The sequence below is a fragment of the Novosphingobium sp. NPDC080210 genome (genome assembly GCF_050281025.1).
Classification (GTDB): Bacteria; Pseudomonadota; Alphaproteobacteria; order Sphingomonadales; family Sphingomonadaceae; genus Novosphingobium.
Genome location: NZ_JBNNWL010000001.1, coordinates 1,033,297 through 1,050,155, shown reverse-complemented (window position 1 = coordinate 1,050,155; position 16,859 = coordinate 1,033,297). Strand labels below are relative to the sequence as shown.

18 protein-coding genes are annotated in these 16,859 nt (G+C 64.2%); 5 read left to right on the top strand and 13 right to left on the bottom strand.

Features of this window, described 5'->3' with window-relative positions; translation table 11 throughout:
- Nucleotides 1-109 precede the first annotated feature (109 nt).
- The 9 genes from ACQKOE_RS05055 to ACQKOE_RS05015 form a co-directional block, all read right to left on the bottom strand.
- Nucleotides 110-1,126 carry a PhoH family protein gene (locus ACQKOE_RS05055; protein ID WP_374590254.1) on the bottom strand — a complete coding sequence of 339 codons (1,017 nt, stop codon included), beginning with the start codon at nt 1,124-1,126 and terminating at the stop codon, nt 110-112.
- Nucleotides 1,127-1,226: 100 nt separating this feature from the next.
- Nucleotides 1,227-2,549, bottom strand: coding sequence for a tRNA (N6-isopentenyl adenosine(37)-C2)-methylthiotransferase MiaB (gene miaB, locus ACQKOE_RS05050; protein WP_427511812.1), 1,323 nt, complete (start codon nt 2,547-2,549; stop codon nt 1,227-1,229).
- Between the two features lie 41 nt (nt 2,550-2,590).
- On the bottom strand, nt 2,591-3,352 hold the full coding sequence (locus ACQKOE_RS05045) for a lysophospholipid acyltransferase family protein (RefSeq protein ID WP_427511811.1): 762 nt from the start codon (nt 3,350-3,352) through the stop codon (nt 2,591-2,593).
- Nucleotides 3,352-3,774, bottom strand: coding sequence for a Fur family transcriptional regulator (locus ACQKOE_RS05040; protein WP_374590260.1), 423 nt, complete (start codon nt 3,772-3,774; stop codon nt 3,352-3,354). The genes ACQKOE_RS05045 and ACQKOE_RS05040 overlap by 1 nt, the downstream gene beginning before the upstream one ends.
- Nucleotides 3,775-3,854: 80 nt before the next feature.
- Entirely contained in the window at nt 3,855-4,295 is a 441-nt protein-coding gene (locus ACQKOE_RS05035) for a MucR family transcriptional regulator (protein ID WP_427511810.1), read from the bottom strand.
- 172 nt (nt 4,296-4,467) lie between these two features.
- Nucleotides 4,468-4,935: a GNAT family N-acetyltransferase gene (locus ACQKOE_RS05030; RefSeq protein ID WP_427511809.1), complete on the bottom strand. Its 468-nt coding sequence runs from the start codon at nt 4,933-4,935 to the stop codon at nt 4,468-4,470.
- On the bottom strand, nt 4,932-5,549 hold the full coding sequence (gene tsaB / locus ACQKOE_RS05025) for a tRNA (adenosine(37)-N6)-threonylcarbamoyltransferase complex dimerization subunit type 1 TsaB (protein WP_427511808.1): 618 nt from the start codon (nt 5,547-5,549) through the stop codon (nt 4,932-4,934). The genes ACQKOE_RS05030 and tsaB overlap by 4 nt, the downstream gene beginning before the upstream one ends.
- Before the next feature lie 18 nt (nt 5,550-5,567).
- Complete coding sequence (locus tag ACQKOE_RS05020) at nt 5,568-6,161, bottom strand: malonic semialdehyde reductase (protein ID WP_427511807.1); 594 nt, start codon at nt 6,159-6,161, stop codon at nt 5,568-5,570.
- A 68-nt stretch (nt 6,162-6,229) separates the two neighbouring features.
- Nucleotides 6,230-6,805 carry a NifU family protein gene (locus tag ACQKOE_RS05015; RefSeq protein WP_427511806.1) on the bottom strand — a complete coding sequence of 192 codons (576 nt, stop codon included), beginning with the start codon at nt 6,803-6,805 and terminating at the stop codon, nt 6,230-6,232.
- Between the two features lie 134 nt (nt 6,806-6,939).
- Here ACQKOE_RS05015 and ACQKOE_RS05010 point away from each other — a divergent pair, with 134 nt between their 5' ends.
- The 3 genes from ACQKOE_RS05010 (at nt 6,940) to ACQKOE_RS05000 (ending at nt 12,070) form a co-directional block, all read left to right on the top strand.
- Nucleotides 6,940-9,900: a M16 family metallopeptidase gene (locus ACQKOE_RS05010; protein ID WP_427511805.1), complete on the top strand. Its 2,961-nt coding sequence runs from the start codon at nt 6,940-6,942 to the stop codon at nt 9,898-9,900.
- A gap of 116 nt (nt 9,901-10,016) precedes the next feature.
- Nucleotides 10,017-11,390: a class II 3-deoxy-7-phosphoheptulonate synthase gene (locus ACQKOE_RS05005; RefSeq protein WP_374590785.1), complete on the top strand. Its 1,374-nt coding sequence runs from the start codon at nt 10,017-10,019 to the stop codon at nt 11,388-11,390.
- Nucleotides 11,387-12,070 carry a spermidine synthase gene (locus ACQKOE_RS05000; RefSeq protein ID WP_427511804.1) on the top strand — a complete coding sequence of 228 codons (684 nt, stop codon included), beginning with the start codon at nt 11,387-11,389 and terminating at the stop codon, nt 12,068-12,070. The genes ACQKOE_RS05005 and ACQKOE_RS05000 overlap by 4 nt, the downstream gene beginning before the upstream one ends.
- A 4-nt stretch (nt 12,071-12,074) precedes the next feature.
- Here ACQKOE_RS05000 and ACQKOE_RS04995 read toward each other — a convergent pair whose 3' ends face one another.
- Nucleotides 12,075-12,503, bottom strand: coding sequence for an Rrf2 family transcriptional regulator (locus tag ACQKOE_RS04995; protein ID WP_427511803.1), 429 nt, complete (start codon nt 12,501-12,503; stop codon nt 12,075-12,077).
- 81 nt (nt 12,504-12,584) lie between these two features.
- Here ACQKOE_RS04995 and ACQKOE_RS04990 point away from each other — a divergent pair, with 81 nt between their 5' ends.
- Nucleotides 12,585-13,013, top strand: a complete 429-nt coding sequence (locus ACQKOE_RS04990; RefSeq protein ID WP_427511802.1) for a group III truncated hemoglobin — start codon at nt 12,585-12,587, stop codon at nt 13,011-13,013.
- A 1-nt stretch (nt 13,014) separates the two neighbouring features.
- Nucleotides 13,015-13,701: an alternative oxidase gene (locus ACQKOE_RS04985; RefSeq protein ID WP_427511801.1), complete on the top strand. Its 687-nt coding sequence runs from the start codon at nt 13,015-13,017 to the stop codon at nt 13,699-13,701.
- Here ACQKOE_RS04985 and ACQKOE_RS04980 read toward each other — a convergent pair.
- The 3 genes from ACQKOE_RS04980 to ACQKOE_RS04970 all read right to left on the bottom strand — a co-directional run bounded on the left by ACQKOE_RS04980 (nt 13,698) and on the right by ACQKOE_RS04970 (nt 16,823).
- Nucleotides 13,698-14,510: an agmatinase family protein gene (locus ACQKOE_RS04980; RefSeq protein ID WP_427511800.1), complete on the bottom strand. Its 813-nt coding sequence runs from the start codon at nt 14,508-14,510 to the stop codon at nt 13,698-13,700. The genes ACQKOE_RS04985 and ACQKOE_RS04980 overlap by 4 nt on opposite strands.
- Nucleotides 14,507-15,484 (bottom strand): quinone oxidoreductase family protein, encoded by a 978-nt coding sequence (locus tag ACQKOE_RS04975; protein ID WP_427511799.1) that lies wholly within the window; start codon nt 15,482-15,484, stop codon nt 14,507-14,509. Before ACQKOE_RS04975 ends, ACQKOE_RS04980 begins: the two co-directional genes overlap by 4 nt.
- Before the next feature lie 64 nt (nt 15,485-15,548).
- Nucleotides 15,549-16,823 (bottom strand): HD-GYP domain-containing protein, encoded by a 1,275-nt coding sequence (locus ACQKOE_RS04970; protein WP_427511798.1) that lies wholly within the window; start codon nt 16,821-16,823, stop codon nt 15,549-15,551.
- Between the last annotated feature and the right edge of the window lie 36 nt (nt 16,824-16,859).

Genomic DNA, 16,859 nt, shown 5'->3' with positions numbered 1-16,859 from the left:
GGCTAGGGCAGCGGGGCCACTTCGACAAGCTTGGGGTGGGTTTTCTCCGCTGCTGCCCGACAACCTTCCTCCCTGCGCTCCTCGCAATGACGAGTGGGTGGAGCAATCGTCAGGCGTCCTTGCCTTCGTAGGCCTCGACAATTCGGCCCACAATCGGGTGGCGGACCACGTCGGCGCTGGTGAAGCGGGTGACGGCGATGCCTTCCAGTCCTTCCAGTCGCTTGACCGCGTCGGCCAGCCCGCTGAAGGAGTCCCCGCCGGGAATATCCACCTGACGCGGGTCGCCGCAGATCACCATGCGGCTGTTCATGCCAAAGCGGGTCAGGAACATCTTCATTTGCGCGGGCGTGGTGTTCTGCGCTTCGTCCAGGATCACGAAGGCATCGGCCAGGGTGCGGCCACGCATGAAGGCGATGGGGGCAATCTCGATCTCGCCAGAGGCAATCCGCCGCTCCACCTGCTCGGGGGGCATGCAATCGTACAGCGCATCGTAGAGCGGGCGCAGGTACGGATCGACCTTTTCCTTCATGTCGCCGGGCAGAAAGCCCAGCCGCTCGCCCGCTTCGACAGCGGGGCGCGAGAGGATCAGGCGCTGGACGCTGCCGGTCATCAACTGCGCGACCGCTTGCGCCACGGCAACATAGGTCTTGCCGGTGCCGGCCGGACCAAGCGCAAAGATCACGTCCTTGCTGGCCAGGGCCTTCATGTATTCGATCTGGGTCGCGCTGCGCGGGACGATGGTTTTCTTGCGCGTGCGGATCATGATCGGGGGATTGCCCTGATCGCCGCTGACGATCCCTTCCAGGGTGGGTTCGGCGGACATCATGATGATCGCTTCCACCGCGCCGGGATCAAGCTCTTCGCCCTTCATCAGGCGCTGGTGCATGGTTTTCAGCACATCGCGGGCGCGGGCCACGCCGTCCTCGCCGCCTTCGATCTGCACCCGGTTGCCGCGCGCCGAAATGAACACGCCCAGGCGGTTTTCGATCAGGACCAGATTGGCATCGAACTGCCCGAACAGGGCGCCCAGCATGGTCGCCTCTTCAAACTCAAGCTCCGCGCGCGCGCGTTGCGGTGCGGGACGGGTCGGCGCCTCGTTCCAGGCGCTGGAGGGTTTGCGGGCCATGCGCTCCTTTCAGCCGGGCCGGTAGCGGCCCTGAGTCGGAAGATAGGCGCAGTTCTGACGCGCGCAAGCGACAGACCGGTTACAGGCGGTGGAAAAACGCTCAGCCGTGCGGCGGCTGGACCAGGCGCGCGGCAATGGAGTTCGGCCCGGCTTCGATCAGTTCGACTTCCACCAGATCGCCAATCGCGGCCTCGCCAGTGAAATGGACCGATTGCAGCCAGGGCGACTTGCCCAGCCATTGCCCCTCATGCTTGCCGCGCCGTTCCACCAGCACGGTGCAGCGCTTGCCGACCGAGGCCTGGTTGAAGGCAAGCTGGCTGGCATTGAGCGCGGCCTGGAGCCGCTGGAGCCGCTCGTCCATCACCTCCACCGGAACCTGCCCGTCCATGGTCGCGGCAGGCGTGCCGGGGCGGGGCGAATACTTGAAGCTGAAGCACTGGGCATAGCCGACCTGCTCGACCAGTTTCAGCGTATCTTCAAACTCGGCATCGGTCTCGCCGGGGAAGCCGACGATGAAGTCACCCGACAGGGCAATGTCCGGGCGCGCGGCGCGGACCTGGTCCAGAACGCGCAGATAGCTTTCGGCCGTGTGGCTGCGGTTCATCGCCTTGAGCACGCGGTCATTCCCCGCCTGGACCGGCAAGTGCAGGAACGGCATCAGCTTGGGAACGTCGCGGTGCGCGGCGATCAGCCCTTCGGTCATGTCGTTGGGATGGCTGGTGGTATAGCGGATGCGGGCCAGTTGGGGGATATCCGCCAGCGCCTCGATCAGCTTTTCCAGCCCACGATTGCTTTCGTCCCGCCAGGCGTTGACGTTCTGGCCCAGAAGCGTGATCTCGCGCGCACCAGCCTCCACCAACCTGTGCGCTTCGGCAATCAGATCGCTGTAAGGGCGGGATATTTCCGCGCCGCGCGTATAGGGCACGACGCAATAGGTGCAGAACTTGTCGCAGCCTTCCTGCACGGTCAGGAAGGCGCTGGGGCCAACCTTGCGGCGGGCGGGCAGCACGTCGAACTTCGTTTCCGCCGGCATGTCGGTATCGACCGAGCGGCGGCCTTCCACCGCGTCGGCGATCATCTGCGGCAAGCGGTGATAGGCCTGGGGACCGACGACCATGCCCACGGCAGGCGCGCGGCGCATGATTTCCTCACCCTCGGCCTGGGCGACGCAGCCCGCCACCGCGATCAGCGGCGCGGTGCCATCCTCGCGCCGCAGGCGACCGATGTCGGAATAGACTTTCTCCGCCGCTTTTTCGCGGATGTGGCAGGTGTTGAGCACGACCAGATCGGCTTCCTCACCCTCCGGCGCGGGGGTGATGCCCTGTTCGGCCAGCAGCTCGGCCATGCGCTCGCCGTCATAGACGTTCATCTGGCAGCCGAAGCTTTTGACGCGGTAGGTGCGGGGAGGCGGGGTAGGGCGCATGGGGACGGCCCGATAGGCCATTTTGCCGAAAAGGAGAAGGGCTATCGGGTAAGCGCTTGCAACAGTTCCTCACGCGCGGCGGCGGCGATGGTCTTGCGGTTGGTGAGCGCCGCACCGGATAGCGGATCCAGAAAGTGCAGCGACAGCCTGACCGGACGGCTGCGGGCGAGGATGCGCAGGAAATTGTCCAGCCCATGCTCTTCGCCCACCCAGGCGACCTCTGCCGCTTCGCTGCCATAGTCCAGCAGGACCGGCTGCACGGCGATGCCTTCGGGGATGGGTTCGATTGCCGAAAGCAGCGAGCTTTTGAATGGCAGCAGACCAGTGCCGTCGCCGGTTGTGCCTTCCGGGAAAACCGTCAGCGCGCCGGTATCGCTCAGCGCGGTGCGCACGTCCGCGATCTGCTTCGCGATCGAGGCGCGGTCGTGGCGGGCAATGAACACGGTATCGTTCATCTCGCACAGGGATTTGAGCAGCGGCATGGCGGCCAGTCCGTCATGCGCGACGAAAGCAGTGCCGCTGGCCCAGGCAAGGGCGGGAATGTCCATCCAGCTGACATGGTTGGCCAGCAGGAAAGCCCCGCGCTGTACCTTCTGCCCGTGATAGGTGAGCGAAATGCCCGCAATCCAGGCCACGCCGCCCAGGAAAACGCGCGGCCACGGATTGTGAATGCGCAGCAGGCGGTGGAGATAGTAAAGCGGGACACAGGCCAGCAGCAGGACCAGCATGGCGCAAAGGCGGAGCGTTATCCGCAGCCAGCCGAGTGCGGATACCGTCCGCGGGCGGGCCAGGGCGAGGGCCATCAGTCCTTGCGGTCCAACCGCACCCCGTAGAGCTCCATTCGGTGATCGACCAGGCGGTAACCCAGCTTTTCGGCGATCTGGCGCTGCAGGGCTTCCAGTTCGGGATCGACGAATTCGATGACCTTGCCGGTTTCCACGTCAATCAGGTGGTCATGGTGCGCTTCGGGCGCGGCTTCATAGCGCGAGCGGCCGTCGCCGAAATCGTGCTTGTCCAGAATGCCCGCCTCTTCGAACAGGCGAACCGTGCGATAGACCGTGGCGATGGAAATCTTCGGGTCGATGGCGGAGGCGCGCTCGTGCAGTGCCTCCACGTCGGGGTGGTCGGTCGCTTCGGACAGGACCTTGGCAATGACCCGGCGCTGCTCGGTAATCCGCAGGCCGCGCTGGGTGCAAAGGGCTTCGATATCGATGGCTTGGTGCACGAATGTTCAGTCCGGAAATAAAAAACGCCCGCCGATCATAGACCGGCAGGGCGATTCTTCAACTGCGGCAAGTGCAGTTATCAGGCGGCCTTGGGCTTGCGTCCACGCTTTTGGCCGGGCTTGCGGCCCAGGCCGATCTTCTTGGCCAGATCGCGGCGCTTTTCCGCATAGTTGGGCGCAACCATGGGATAGTCAGCCGGCAGGTTCCAGCGGGCGCGGTAATCTTCGGGGGTCATGTTGTAATGCGTCATCAGGTGGCGCTTGAGCATTTTCAGCTTCTTGCCGTCTTCCAGGCAGACGATGTAGTCTGGCTTTACGGAAGAGCGGATCGAAACGGCCGGTTCCGGCAGCTTTTCTTCGATCGTGGCGGCTTCACCAAGACCGGCCAAGGCACCATAGACCTTGCTGATCAGTGCGGGAACGTCTTCCACTTCGACGTTGTTGTTGCTTACGTGTGCTGCAACAATGTCAGACGTCAGAGTGATCAGCATTTCCTTGATATCAGCCTGGGTTGCATCCATGGCCTTGTTCCTTCCGTACCATTGCGACCCCGGAAATTTTCGGGTTCCGGTTTCCCTTATTTAAATTTCTGAGGTTGCTTTAGGCGATTCTCATTAACAAAACAAGTTTTTAGATATAGCGCATTTGGCCAGTTTCGGAACCGATCCGGGGGATGATCCATCCAGATCCGAATTATCCGATTTCCTTGCAGAAGGTTAGCGCATCCAGCCGCTCGCCCGATGGTGTCCGGTAATAGTTTACACGTTGGCCAATCGGAACAAAGCCGTGGGCGCGGTAAAGCAACTCAGCCGGGTTTCCGCGGCGCATTTCCAGAAGCAGGCGCTTGGCCCCACGCTTTTGGGCGCTCGTTTCCAAATATGAAATAAGTTTTGCCGCTAGTCCTTTGCGGCGATGTTCTGGATCGACCGCAAGTAACAGCAACTCCTCTTCTTCGAAGCCGTATCGAGAGAGGAAGAAGGCGGCGGCGGGCTCTGCACCTTGGGGTGCTGCTCCCGCTTCGGTCAGCAGACAGTAAAAGCAGTTGCCCATCAGCAGCGCATCTTCGACCTGACGCCGGTTCCATGCTTCGCCATATTCGGGGGCAAAGGCCGCCTGCATGACCGCCATGATCCGGTCGATGTCGTCCGGGGGGTTGTTCATGCGGCGCCGGGGAGCCGTGCGTCGGGGGCGCGGCCATAGAGGGGGGCGACTTCGGCAGTGATCTGGCTGTCCGGCAGCAGGTGGAAACAGCGCGCATCGGGCCAGATTGGCAGCGCGGTGCCTTGCCCGCGCGCCGCAACCAATGCTTCAGCCTGACTTCCCGCAAAAAGCGTGGTTCCCGCGCCCTGTGCGGCATCGTCAGGGCGCAGCGAGGCCAGCGCCCCCAAGGGGCTGGCGTCACCGTCAAAGGCTTGCACGAACCATTCGCCATGCCCGCCCGTGGTGCAGACCGTGACCGCTTCGCCCGGATGCTCGCGCTGGGCCATGGCGGCCAGCAGGGACAGCGTGGGATAGCCGGCCAGTTCTGCCCCCCATGCAAAGGCCAGGGCGCGCGCTGCGGCCAGGCCGACACGCACGCCCGTGAAGCTGCCGGGGCCAAGCGCCACCGCGATCCGCTCTGCCTGACCTTTGCCGGGCAGGGCCGCGATCATGGGCACCAGTTGTTCGGCATGGCCGCGCCCCAGCATGCGCCAATCGCCGCCGATCAGCGCGGCGTCTTCAAACAGCGCGACCGAGCAGGCCTCGGTCGCGCTATCGATAACCAGGGTCTTCATGCTGGCGGTTGTAACCGCTCAGACGATGGAATTGAAAGTGTCGAAATCGGGGCGCGGGCTGCGGTCGAAAATGCTCGCCGGGTCGCCATAGCCCAGGGTCGAGATCATGACCGACTTGTAGTCCGGCTTGTCGGCCAGGAACGCGGCATCGACCGCATCGGTGGAAAAGCCGGTCATCGGCCCGGTATCCAGCCCTAGCGCGCGGGCCGCGACGATGAAATAGGCTGCTTGCAGCGTGGTGTTGAGGAAGGCCGAGCGTTCGCGCAGCGCATCGTTGCCGGTGAACCAGGCGCGGGCATCGGTGTGCGGGAACAGCCAGGGCAGCTGTTCGTGGAACTGGGTGTCCATGGCCACGATCACGCTGACCGGAGCTTTCAGGATCTTCTCGCCATTGGCGGGCATGGCGCAGGCGGCCAGCTTCTGCTTCGCTTCATCGGTGGTGCACCAGATCAGCCGCGCGGGAAGCTGGTTGGCGCTGGTCGGCCCCATCTTCATCAGGTCCCAGATCGCGTGAAGCTGCTCGGTCGAGACCGGCTTGTCGAGATAGCCGTTGTAGGTGCGGGCAGTGCGGAACAACTGATCGAGCGAAGCGTTGGGCAGCGGCTGAGACATGCGAAAAATTCCCCTGTTTGCTGGATAGGCGTTTTGCAGGGCAGACCTGCGACCGTTTTATGGAAAGGTTAGGCAGCGCGCACTTCGGTTACTTCGGGAACGTAGTGCTTGAGCAGCGTTTCGATCCCGTTCTTCAGTGTCGCGGTAGAGCTGGGGCAGCCAGAACAGGCGCCCTGCATGGCCAGGTAGACCACGCCTTCACGGAAGCCGCGATAGACGATGTCCCCGCCATCGTTGGCCACGGCGGGGCGGACGCGGGTTTCGATCAGTTCCTTGATCTGCGCCACGACATCGGCATCGGCCGGATCGTCGCCATAGTCTTCCGCTTCGGCCGGGACCACGATGCCCGAGGCGCTGGGCGCGTGAAACAGCGGCGCGCCGGTGATGAAGTGATCGAGCAGGATTGCCACGACCTGCGGCTTGAGCGCCGACCAGTCGGTCCCCGGACCGGCGGTGACTGAAACGAAGTCACGCCCGAACAGCACGCCCGTCACGTCGCCCAGGTCGAACAGAGCCGAAGCCAGCGGGCTGGCGGCGGCATCCTCCTCGTCACGGAAATCGCGGGTTCCGGCGTACATCACTTCCTGACCAGGCAAGAACTTCAGCGTCGAAGGATTGGGCGTTGTTTCGGTCTCGATAAACATGCCATGGCATGTAGGCGCGCGGCGGGTAAGGTCAAGCGCACGATCGGACAGGTTCTGGTTGGGCGCGAACAAGCGCGGCTTTCAGTTGTTATTCACTGGTCCTTCATCACCACGCCGCTTATAGCTCTTCGCTTATGTCAAAGCCGTTTCGCGCCTTGCGCAATTTCGCCCTGATCCTGCCCGCTTTTGCCATGGTTGCCAGTCCGGCGCTCCAGGCCGCACCAGCCAAGGCCAAGCGGGCCGCAGCGGGCAAGCCTGCACCCGCGCCGAAGATCGATCCGAACACGCCCTGGCTCTATCGGGGTAGCGACATCCCGCAGGACAAGGAATGGCAATTCGGCGAACTGCCCAACGGCGTGCGCTATGTCGTGCGCAAGAACGGGGTGCCGCCTGGTCAGGTCTCGATCCGCATCCGCATGGATGTCGGCTCGCTTTACGAACGCGACCATGAAAGCGGCTTCTCGCACCTGCTGGAGCACATGGTGTTCCGCCAGTCCCGCTATCTGGGCGAAGGCGAGGCTATCCCCACCTGGCAGCGGATGGGCGCGACTTTCGGCAGCGATACCAATGCCGAAACTTCGCCCGTTTCGACCACTTACAAGCTGGACCTGCCCAATGCGACCGAGGCTTCGGTCGATGAATCGATGAAGCTGCTGTCGGGCATGATGATCGCCCCGGTGATCAACGAAAAGAACGTGCGCACCGACGTGCCCATCGTGCTTGCGGAAATGCGCGAGCGCGGCGGCACGGCGACCCGCGTGTTCGAGCAGACCCAGCAGACCCTGTTTGCCGGTCAGAAGCTCGCCGTGCGTCCGGTAATCGGTACTCCGGCAACACTGAACGCCGCCAATGCCGCCACTGTCACCCAGTTCCACCAGCGCTGGTATCGGCCTGAAAATACCGTGGTGATCGTGTCGGGCGATATTGCGCCCGAGGCGATGGAAGCCTCGATCAAGAAGTGGTTTTCGGACTGGCAGGGCGTCGGCCCGCGCGTGGCGGAACCACCCTTCGGTGATCCCCTGCCGCCCAAGGGGGCCAAGGGCCTCGCTCCGATTGGCGAAACGCGGGTGCTGGTCGAACCGGAGATGCCCCGCTCGATCACCTATGCCGTGCTGCGTCCGTGGCGTCCGGTGCGCGATACCGTGGTCTACAACCAGGGGATCATGACCGAATCCGTCGCACAGGCGATCATCAACCGGCGGCTGGAGGCCAAGGCCCGCGCCGGTGGCAGCTTTCTGGTGGCGCAGGTGACCAAGGACAAGATCGCCCGGTCAGCCGACGCAACCTATATCAGCATCACGCCGCTTGGGGCCGACTGGCAGGCGGCGCTGCGTGATACGCGCGGCGTGATTGCCGATGCCATGGCCAAGCCGCCCACCCAGGAAGAGATCGACCGCGAGGTGCAGGAATTCTCCGTCGCGTTCGAAAGCAGCGTCGAGCAGCGCCGCCTGCTGCCGGGCGGCAAGCTGGCCGACGACATGGTCACCGCGCTCGATATCCGCGAAACCATCGCCTCGCCCGAAGTGGTGCAGGATATCTTCAACCGCTCGATCAAGCTGTTCACGCCGGCCAGCATCCTCGCCAAGACCCGCGCCATGTTTGCCGGCAACGTGACCCGCGCGGTCTATGTCACGCCGCAGGCTGGCGAGGCGACCGCGCCTGCCTTGCGCGCCGCCCTGGCCACGCCGGTTGCCGCCAATACCAATGCGCGCCTGGCGGCAAACAGCATCAAGTATTCCGACCTGCCCGCCGTGGGCCAGCCAGCCCAGCCCGTGGCGGAAAAGGCGACTGGCCTGCTCGAAATCAAGCAGATCGACTATGCCAACGGGGTCAAGGTGATCCTCTGGCCGACCGAGGACGAACCGGGCCGAGTGACGCTGAAAGTGCGCTTTGGCGGGGGCTGGCGCGCCTTTACGGCGCAGACCGCGCCCTATGCCACGCTGGGGGAAATGGCCCTGGTCGATAGCGGCGTCGGGCCGTTCGACCGCGAGGCGATGGACCGTGCCTCTACGGGGCGCAAGATCGGCTTCGACTTCGAGATCGAGGATACGCAGTTCGTCTTCAAGGCGGACACCCGCGCCGCCGATCTGGAAGACCAGTTGCACCTGTTCGCCGCCAAGTTCGCCGCGCCGCGCTGGGACAGCAATCCGGTGCTCCGCGCCCAGGCTGCGGCCAGGATCAATTACGAAAGCTATGCCGCCAGCCCGCAAGGCGTGCTGGAACGCGACCTGAAGTTCCTGGAGCGTGGCCGCGATCCGGTGTTCCGCACGCCCACTCCCGCCGATATCGACGGCACGTCGGTCGAGGGCTTCCGCCAGGTCTGGCAGCCGATCCTCAGCCAGGGTCCGATCGAGGTCCAGCTGTTCGGCGATTTCGACCAGGCCAAGGCAATCGACGCGCTGAACCGCACGTTCGGGGCCTTGCCGTCGCGCGGTAGCCTTCCCGCTGGAACGGCGGGGCTGGATGCGCGGACGCTTGACCCTTCGGCTGAGCCGGTGCTGCTGTACCACCGCGGGCAGGACAACCAGGCCGCCGGAATCATCGGCTGGCCGACCGGCGGCGGAACCGCGCAGCTGCGCGAAAGCCGCCAGCTCGAAATCCTCACGCAGATTTTCCAGAACCGGCTGCTCGACAAGTTGCGCGAGAAACTGGGCGAAGCCTATGCGCCGCAGGTGGTCAATTCGTGGCCGCTGGAGCTGAACGCGGGCGGCAATGTCTTTGCCCTGGCCAATCTTCAGCCCAAATCGGTGCCGGTGTTCTTCGCCACGGCAGAGGAAATCGCGACCGACCTGGCGACCAATCCCGTCAGCGTCGAGGAACTGGCCCGGGTGACCGAACCGCTCAAGCAGTCGCTGACCCGCGCATCGTCTTCCAGCGCTTTCTTCATGTACCTGATCGAAGGGGCGACCAGCGATCCTGAGCGGTATCGCGGCGTGCGCAGCGTGCTGGGCGATTACACCGAGACCACACCTGAAGCGATGCGGGCCTTGGCCCAGAAATATCTGGCTCCGGGCAAGTCATGGCGGGTCGCAGTGATCCCGCAAGGGCAGGATCTGGCAAAATCCGCAGCTGGTTCCGTGCCCGTCGCGCGATAAGGTGTTCGGAATCGTGTAATAAAATTACGCGATTGGTCTGATCGAGTTTGCAAGTTTTGCATTTATGGCGAGGTGCGGCTATGGGCCGCGCTTTGCGAAGAAGTGGAGCATGAAAAGTGGCGAGTAACTGGACCCCCGAAAGCTGGACGGCCAAGGAAGCACGGCACCTGCCGGGCTATCCCGATGCTGCGGCGCTGGACAAGGTCACGGATACTCTCGGCACCTTCCCGCCGCTGGTCTTTGCCGGTGAAGCGCGCGCGCTGAAGGCCGATCTTGCCCTGGTCGCGGCGGGCAAGGGGTTCCTGCTCCAGGGCGGCGATTGCGCCGAAAGCTTTGCCGAATTCCACCCGAACAACATCCGCGACACCTTCCGCGTGCTGCTGCAAATGGCGGTCGTCCTGACTTTCGCTTCGAAGCAGCCGGTGGTGAAGGTGGGCCGTCTGGCCGGCCAGTTTTCGAAGCCGCGCAGCTCGCCGGTTGAAGTGCAGGGCGGGGTTGAGCTGCCCAGCTACCTGGGCGACAATATCAACGGCATCGAATTCACGCCCGAAGCGCGCATTCCTGATCCGCAGCGCCTGCTGCAAGCCTATTCGCAAAGCGCCGCGACGCTGAACCTGGTGCGCGCTTTCTCGACCGGGGGCTATGCCAACCTGCGGCAGGTCCACCAGTGGACGCTGGACTTCATGGGCCGCAGCCCCTGGGCCGCGAAGTTCGAGGAAATCTCCAACCGCATCGGCGAAGCGCTGGACTTTATGGAAGCCTGCGGGATCGACCCGTCGACCGTGCCGCAGCTGAAGGGCACCAGCTTCTACACCAGCCACGAAGCGCTGCACCTGCCCTATGAGCAGGCTATGACGCGGCAGGATTCGCTGACCGGCGACTGGTACGATACCAGCGCGCACATGCTTTGGATTGGCGACCGCACCCGCTTTGAAGGTTCGGCCCACGTCGAATTCCTGCGCGGCGTTGGCAATCCGATTGGTTTCAAGTGCGGCCCCAGCCTGGCGCCGGACGAACTGCTGCGCCAGCTCGACCTGCTCAACCCCGCGCGCGAAGCAGGGCGCATCACGCTGATCAGCCGCTTTGGCGATGACAAGGTCGAGGCCGGTCTGGCCCCGCTGGTCCGCGCGGTGAAGCGCGAAGGCCATCCGGTGGTCTGGTCGTGCGATCCGATGCACGGCAACGTGATCAAGGCGGAAAGCGGCTACAAGACGCGTCCGTTCGACCGCATCCTGAACGAAGTGCGCGGCTTCTTCGCTGTGCACCGCGCGGAAGGCACCCATGCCGGCGGCATCCATATCGAGATGACCGGCCAGGACGTGACCGAATGTGTCGGCGGGGCCGTGGCGATTTCGGATTCGGCGCTGGCTGACCGCTATCACACTCATTGCGACCCGCGCCTCAACGCGGCGCAGTCGATTGAACTGGCGTTCCTGCTGGCCGACATGCTCAACCAGGAAGCGGTCGACCGCGCCCAGCGCGCAGCGTGATCACCCGCGAACTGCTTGGCACGGCGCAGGTCCCCGGGGGCGAGGAGCTGAAGCTGTTCGCCCATGGTCGCGATTTCATGATCGTGATGGGCCACAACGAACTGATGAGCACGCGGCTGCGCGGCTCCGAAGAGGCGTTGGCGACCATGACGCTGGAGCGGCTGAAGGGCCTTAGCGATCCGCATCTGCTGATCGGCGGCTACGGCATGGGCTTTACGCTCCGCGCCGCGCTCGCCGGAATGGGCGCCAAGGGGCATTGCACCGTGGCCGAGCTGATGCCGGAAATCATCGAATGGGCGCGCGGGCCGATGGCGGAAGTCGCGGCTGGCTGTCTTGACGATCCGCGCGTCACCCTGCGCATGGGCGACGTGGCCGAAGCGATGCTGCTTGCCCCCGATCCGTTCGACGCGATCCTGCTGGACGTCGACAACGGCCCGGACGGCGTGGTGCGGGAAGAGAACAACCGCCTCTATTCCAAGTCCGGCCTGCACAATGCGCGCAAGGCGCTGACGCCTGGCGGAATACTGGCGGTGTGGTCTGCCTTTCCCGATCCGAAGTTCACCCGCCGCATGCAGGATGTCGGCTTTGCAGTGGAAGAGGTTGAAGTCCGCGCCCGCTATGACGCGAACGGCAAGGGCAAGGGCCCCCGCCACGTGATCTGGTTCGCGCAGGCGGATTGAATCCTTACGCAGCCGGCACTGCGAACAGGCTCAGCAAATCATTCCGTCCGGCCTGGACGTCCGCCAGCGAATAGCTGTCCAGCACGGCCATGAAGGCGCTGGTCGCCTCATGCAGCACGCCCGTCAGGCCGCAGGCGGGTGCAATGACGCAGCCATCGCAGTCGACCAGGTCAAAGCCGTCCTCGGTGTGACGCACCACTTGACCGACGTTGATCGTCCCGGCATCGCGGGCCAGGCGGATGCCACCGAACCGGCCCCGCACGCTTTCGATATAGCCCGCGCGGACCAGGTCGTTGACGACTTTCATCAGGTGGTTCTGCGAAATGCCGTAACCGCGCGCGATTTCGCCGATGGAGCTGAGCCGGTCATCGGGCTTGCTCGCCAGGTAGAGCAGCACCCGCATCGCGTAGTCGGTATAGCGCGTCAGGCGCATCGCAGTTCCTCAACACCGTTCGCCGCAGATAATATGCACGTTCATTGCATGTTTCAACTCGCCTGATTATATGCACTCCAGATGCATGATTTAGAGCGAGTCGTGGACCTTCCCGGCGAAATCGTTGAGGCAGACCTGGAACGCCTGATTCCGGCCTTTTACGCCCGCGTGCGCAGCGACCACATGCTCGGCCCGCTGTTCAATTCCGCCATCGACGACTGGCCGCACCATCTGGAAAAGCTGGTCGCCTTCTGGTCGTCGGTGATGCTGACCAGCGGGCGTTACAAGGGCAGTCCGATGGCGGCACACCTGCGGCACCGGGCCGCGATCACCCCGGAGATGTTTGAGCGCTGGCTGCATTTGTGGAGCGAGACGACCAGCGAACTGCTTTCCCCCTCTGCCGCCCGCGCCTTGCAGGCGAAGGCCCAGCGGATCGCCGAAAGCCTCAGCCTCGCTCTGTTCTATCGGGTGGGCCGCCAGGATGCGGCCGCTGTCCCGCAAGGAGATTGAAATGTCCCAGATTCCGATGGTCGATCTTGGCGTGCACCACGCCCCGCGCGACCTGTCTGACCGTATCGCCCTTGGCTTTACCAAGCTGCTGCGGTTTTGCGCCGATACCTTCTTTGCCAAGCGCTATGGCCACCGCGCCATCGTTTTGGAAACCGTGGCGGCGGTGCCCGGCATGGTCGGTGCGACGCTGACCCATCTGAAGGCGCTGCGCCGGATGGAGGACGATCGCGGCTGGATCCGCACCCTCATGGAAGAGGCCGAGAACGAGCGGATGCACCTGATGACCTTCATCGAGGTGGCCAAGCCGACCCTGTTCGAACGCATGGTGATCCTGGGCGTGCAATGGGTGTTCTACCTGGCCTTCTTCGCGCTCTACCTGGTCAGCTCACGCACGGCGCACCGGATCGTTGGCTATTTCGAAGAGGAAGCGGTGATCAGCTACACGCTCTACCTCAAGGAAATCGACGAGGGGCGCAGCCCCAACGTGCCCGCCCCGGCGATAGCGCGCCATTACTGGCACTTGCCTGATGATGCCACGCTGCGCGACGTGGTGCTGGTGGTCCGCGCCGATGAAGCGCACCACCGTGACGTCAACCACGGCTTTGCCAGCGAACTGGCCGGACTGGAAGTGAGCGGGCAGGTCGCCCCCTATCCCCGCCACGCCAGCGAATTGAAGCTGGCTGCCTAACCGCGGTTCCTCGCCGCCAGGGCCGCGATCTCGCGGACCAGCTTGGCGGCGAGGATTGCCGTGCGCTGGTTGTGGTCGAAACGCGGGTTCAATTCGACGATGTCGGCTCCAGCCAGCGGCGCAGTCTGCCGCCGCAGGACGGCCAGAACCTCTCTTACAGTCAATCCGCCCGGCTCTGGGTGGGACACGCCGGGAGCCTCGGCAGGATCGATCCCGTCAAGGTCAATGCTGATGTACAGCGGACCTTCCAGCACCGGAACCCGGACTGGGGTGAAGTCCGCCATGGGCACGATCTCCACCCCGAACCGCTCGGCCTGGTCCCGGCAATGGCGGTTGAGCGTACGGATGCCGACCTGGACAAGCCGCCGCGCCAGTCCCGCCTCCATGATCCGCGCGAAGGGCGATGCATGGCTGCGCGGGTTGCCTTCGAAATCGTCATAGAGGTCGGGGTGCGCATCGAAATGCAGGATGGTCACCGGTCCCGACGCAGCGTGAACACCCCGCACGGCCGGATGGCTCATCGCATGGTCCCCGCCCAGGACCAGCGGCACCGCGCCCGAAGCGATCGAGGACTGCACAGCTGCGGCGATCATCGCATCGTCGGCTGCGGTTTCGTTCAGCGGCAAGTCGCCCCGGTCGGTCAGTTCAAAATCGACGCCGATTTCCTGCCCATCCTCGCAGGCCAGATTGCCGCGATCGGACCACAGGGCTTCGCGAATTGCGGCAGGGGCCTGGGCCGGGCCGCGCTCGAACGACGAATTGACGTCGCTCGGGCAGCCGATCAGCTCGATCCGGGGCAGGGCGGTCATGGCAGAAGCAGGGTGGAGCCGGTGGTCTTGCGCGCTTCCAGGTCGCGGTGCGCCTGGGCTGCCTCGGTCAGCGGATAGGTCTGGCCCACGGTGATCTTGAGCTTGCCCGATGCGACCATGTCCCACAGCTTCGCGGCCCCGGCCAGGGCTTCGGCCGGATCGCGGTAATAGTCGTAGACGCCCGGGCGGGTAACGAACAGCGAGCCGCGCGTGGCCAGATCGCGCAGCGCCACGCCGGTCACGGGACCGCTGGCATTGCCGAAGGAGACGACCGTGCCGCGCGGCGCCATCGAATCGAGCGAGCTTTGCCAGCTGGCCGCGCCCACGCCGTCATAGGATACCCGGACGCCGGCGCCGCCAGTCGTTTCGCGGACCTTGGCGACGAGATCGGGATCGTCCGAGAGGAACACCTGCTCCGCTCCGGCGTCTAGTGCCAGCACCACCTTTTCCGGTGAACCGACCGTCCCGATCACGCGCACGCCGCGCGCCTTCAGCCATTGCACCAGCAGCAGGCCCACGCCGCCCGCCGCCGCCGGAACCAGTGCCCAGCCGCCTTCGGGAACCGGCGCGACGCGTTCTGCCAGGGCTTCGGTCGTCGCACCTTTCAGAAAGACTGCCGCAGCCGTCTGGCTGTCGATCCCGTCGGGCAGGGGAAACAGCTCTGCCTCTTTGGCAATCCGTGCCGTGGCATAGGCGCCAGGAGTGCCGCCAAAACTAGCCGCGCGCTGGCCGGGCTTGAACCGGGTCACTTCGCTGCCCACCGCTTCCACCACGCCTGCCGCTTCAAAGCCGAGCAGTCCCGGGAGGCGCATCGGATAAAGCCCGGTGCGCAAGTAAGTGTCGATGAAGTTCAGGCCGACCGCTTCGTGCCGGATCAGCACTTCGTGCGGGCCCGGCGCGGGCAGATCAACCTCGCGCCACTGGATGACTTCGGGGCCGCCGGTCTGTTCGATGAATGCCTGGGTCGCGCGCATGGTTCTCTCCTGGTGGAGCCCCTGCATAAGGCCCCCGCCGCGCATCTCAACCCTGCTTCAAAGGTCAGGCCGCGCGCATCACCGCATTCATCATCCGGTGCCGCAGTTCGCGCACGTCTTCGGGTTCAAACCGCGACATGTCGGCCAGACCCATGATTTCATCCTGGCCATTGCACTTGCTGAGATCGATCTCTTCGGACTGAACCCGCTCACCCAGCGGCTGCGAGAAGAAAGTCCGGACCTTGGGTTTGGAATGATCGGCCACGTCCTGGTCCACGACCATGGCCAGCAGGCCGCTGCGCAGTTCGACGAAAGTGCCGATGGGGTAGATCCCGATGCACTGGACGAAAGCATCGAACACGACCGGATCGAACTTTCCCGACATTTGCGCCATGCGCTGCACCACTTCGCCGGGATCGACCGGATGAGCGTCGGTCCCCTTGGCGGCCAGTTCGTCATAGGCATCGCAGACGGCGGCCATGCGCGACAATAACGGGATGTCCCCGCCGATCAGCCCTGCGGGATAGCCCGAACCGTCGTTGCGTTCGTGGTGATGCAGGGCGACCAGCGGGGTCTGGCCGGACAGGCCGCTGGCAGTCAGGAAGTTGAAGCCCAGCGTGGTATGTTCGCGCAGGATCTCGTGCGGGATTTTGCGGTAGTCGTCCTGATAATCGGCAATGTCGATCGGCAACTGGCTGATCCCGACATCGAACAGCAGGCCCGCCTTGCCTGCTTCGCGGATTTCGGTGGGCGTCATTTTCAGCTGCCGGGCGAGCGAGATCATCAGGGCCGAGCAGGCGAGGGCATGGCGATAGACGCATTCCGCTTCCTGCTTGCAGCGCATCAGGCCGTTGAAGGCATGGGGATTGCGCTGGATCGAGGCAAAGATGTCCTCGATCACCGGTTCGACCGCATTGGCCTTGATCGACTTGCCCAGCCGCGCTTCGATGAACACTTGGGTGACGATCTTGCGCCCGCGATCCGCCACCTTGGCGGCGTGTCCGAACTCGCGCGCGGTGGTTTGCGGTTTGGTCGAGCGGAAGTTGAACGCCGACGGTTCCGGTGCGCCCCGCACCGGCTTGGGCGCAAAGCGGGAGCGCAGGCCCGACGGCGGGGAGGGCGGCGAAAATGACCGCATCGGCGCATGGGATTCGACGTCGCGCCCGCGGGAAACGTCGATCACCACGGCCTGGATGTCCGAATCCCGCAGGTCCGAAAGAATCTCGGGATCGTCGATCACGAACTTGGTCTTCCAGAAGGGATGCTTCAGCCACGGCCCTTCAAGCTTGTGGATGAGCATCCCCATTTCAGCCTGGGAGGGATCAATACGCTTGAGCATTGGTTCGCGCTTTCCTGTCTGGATGAGGCGAAAAAC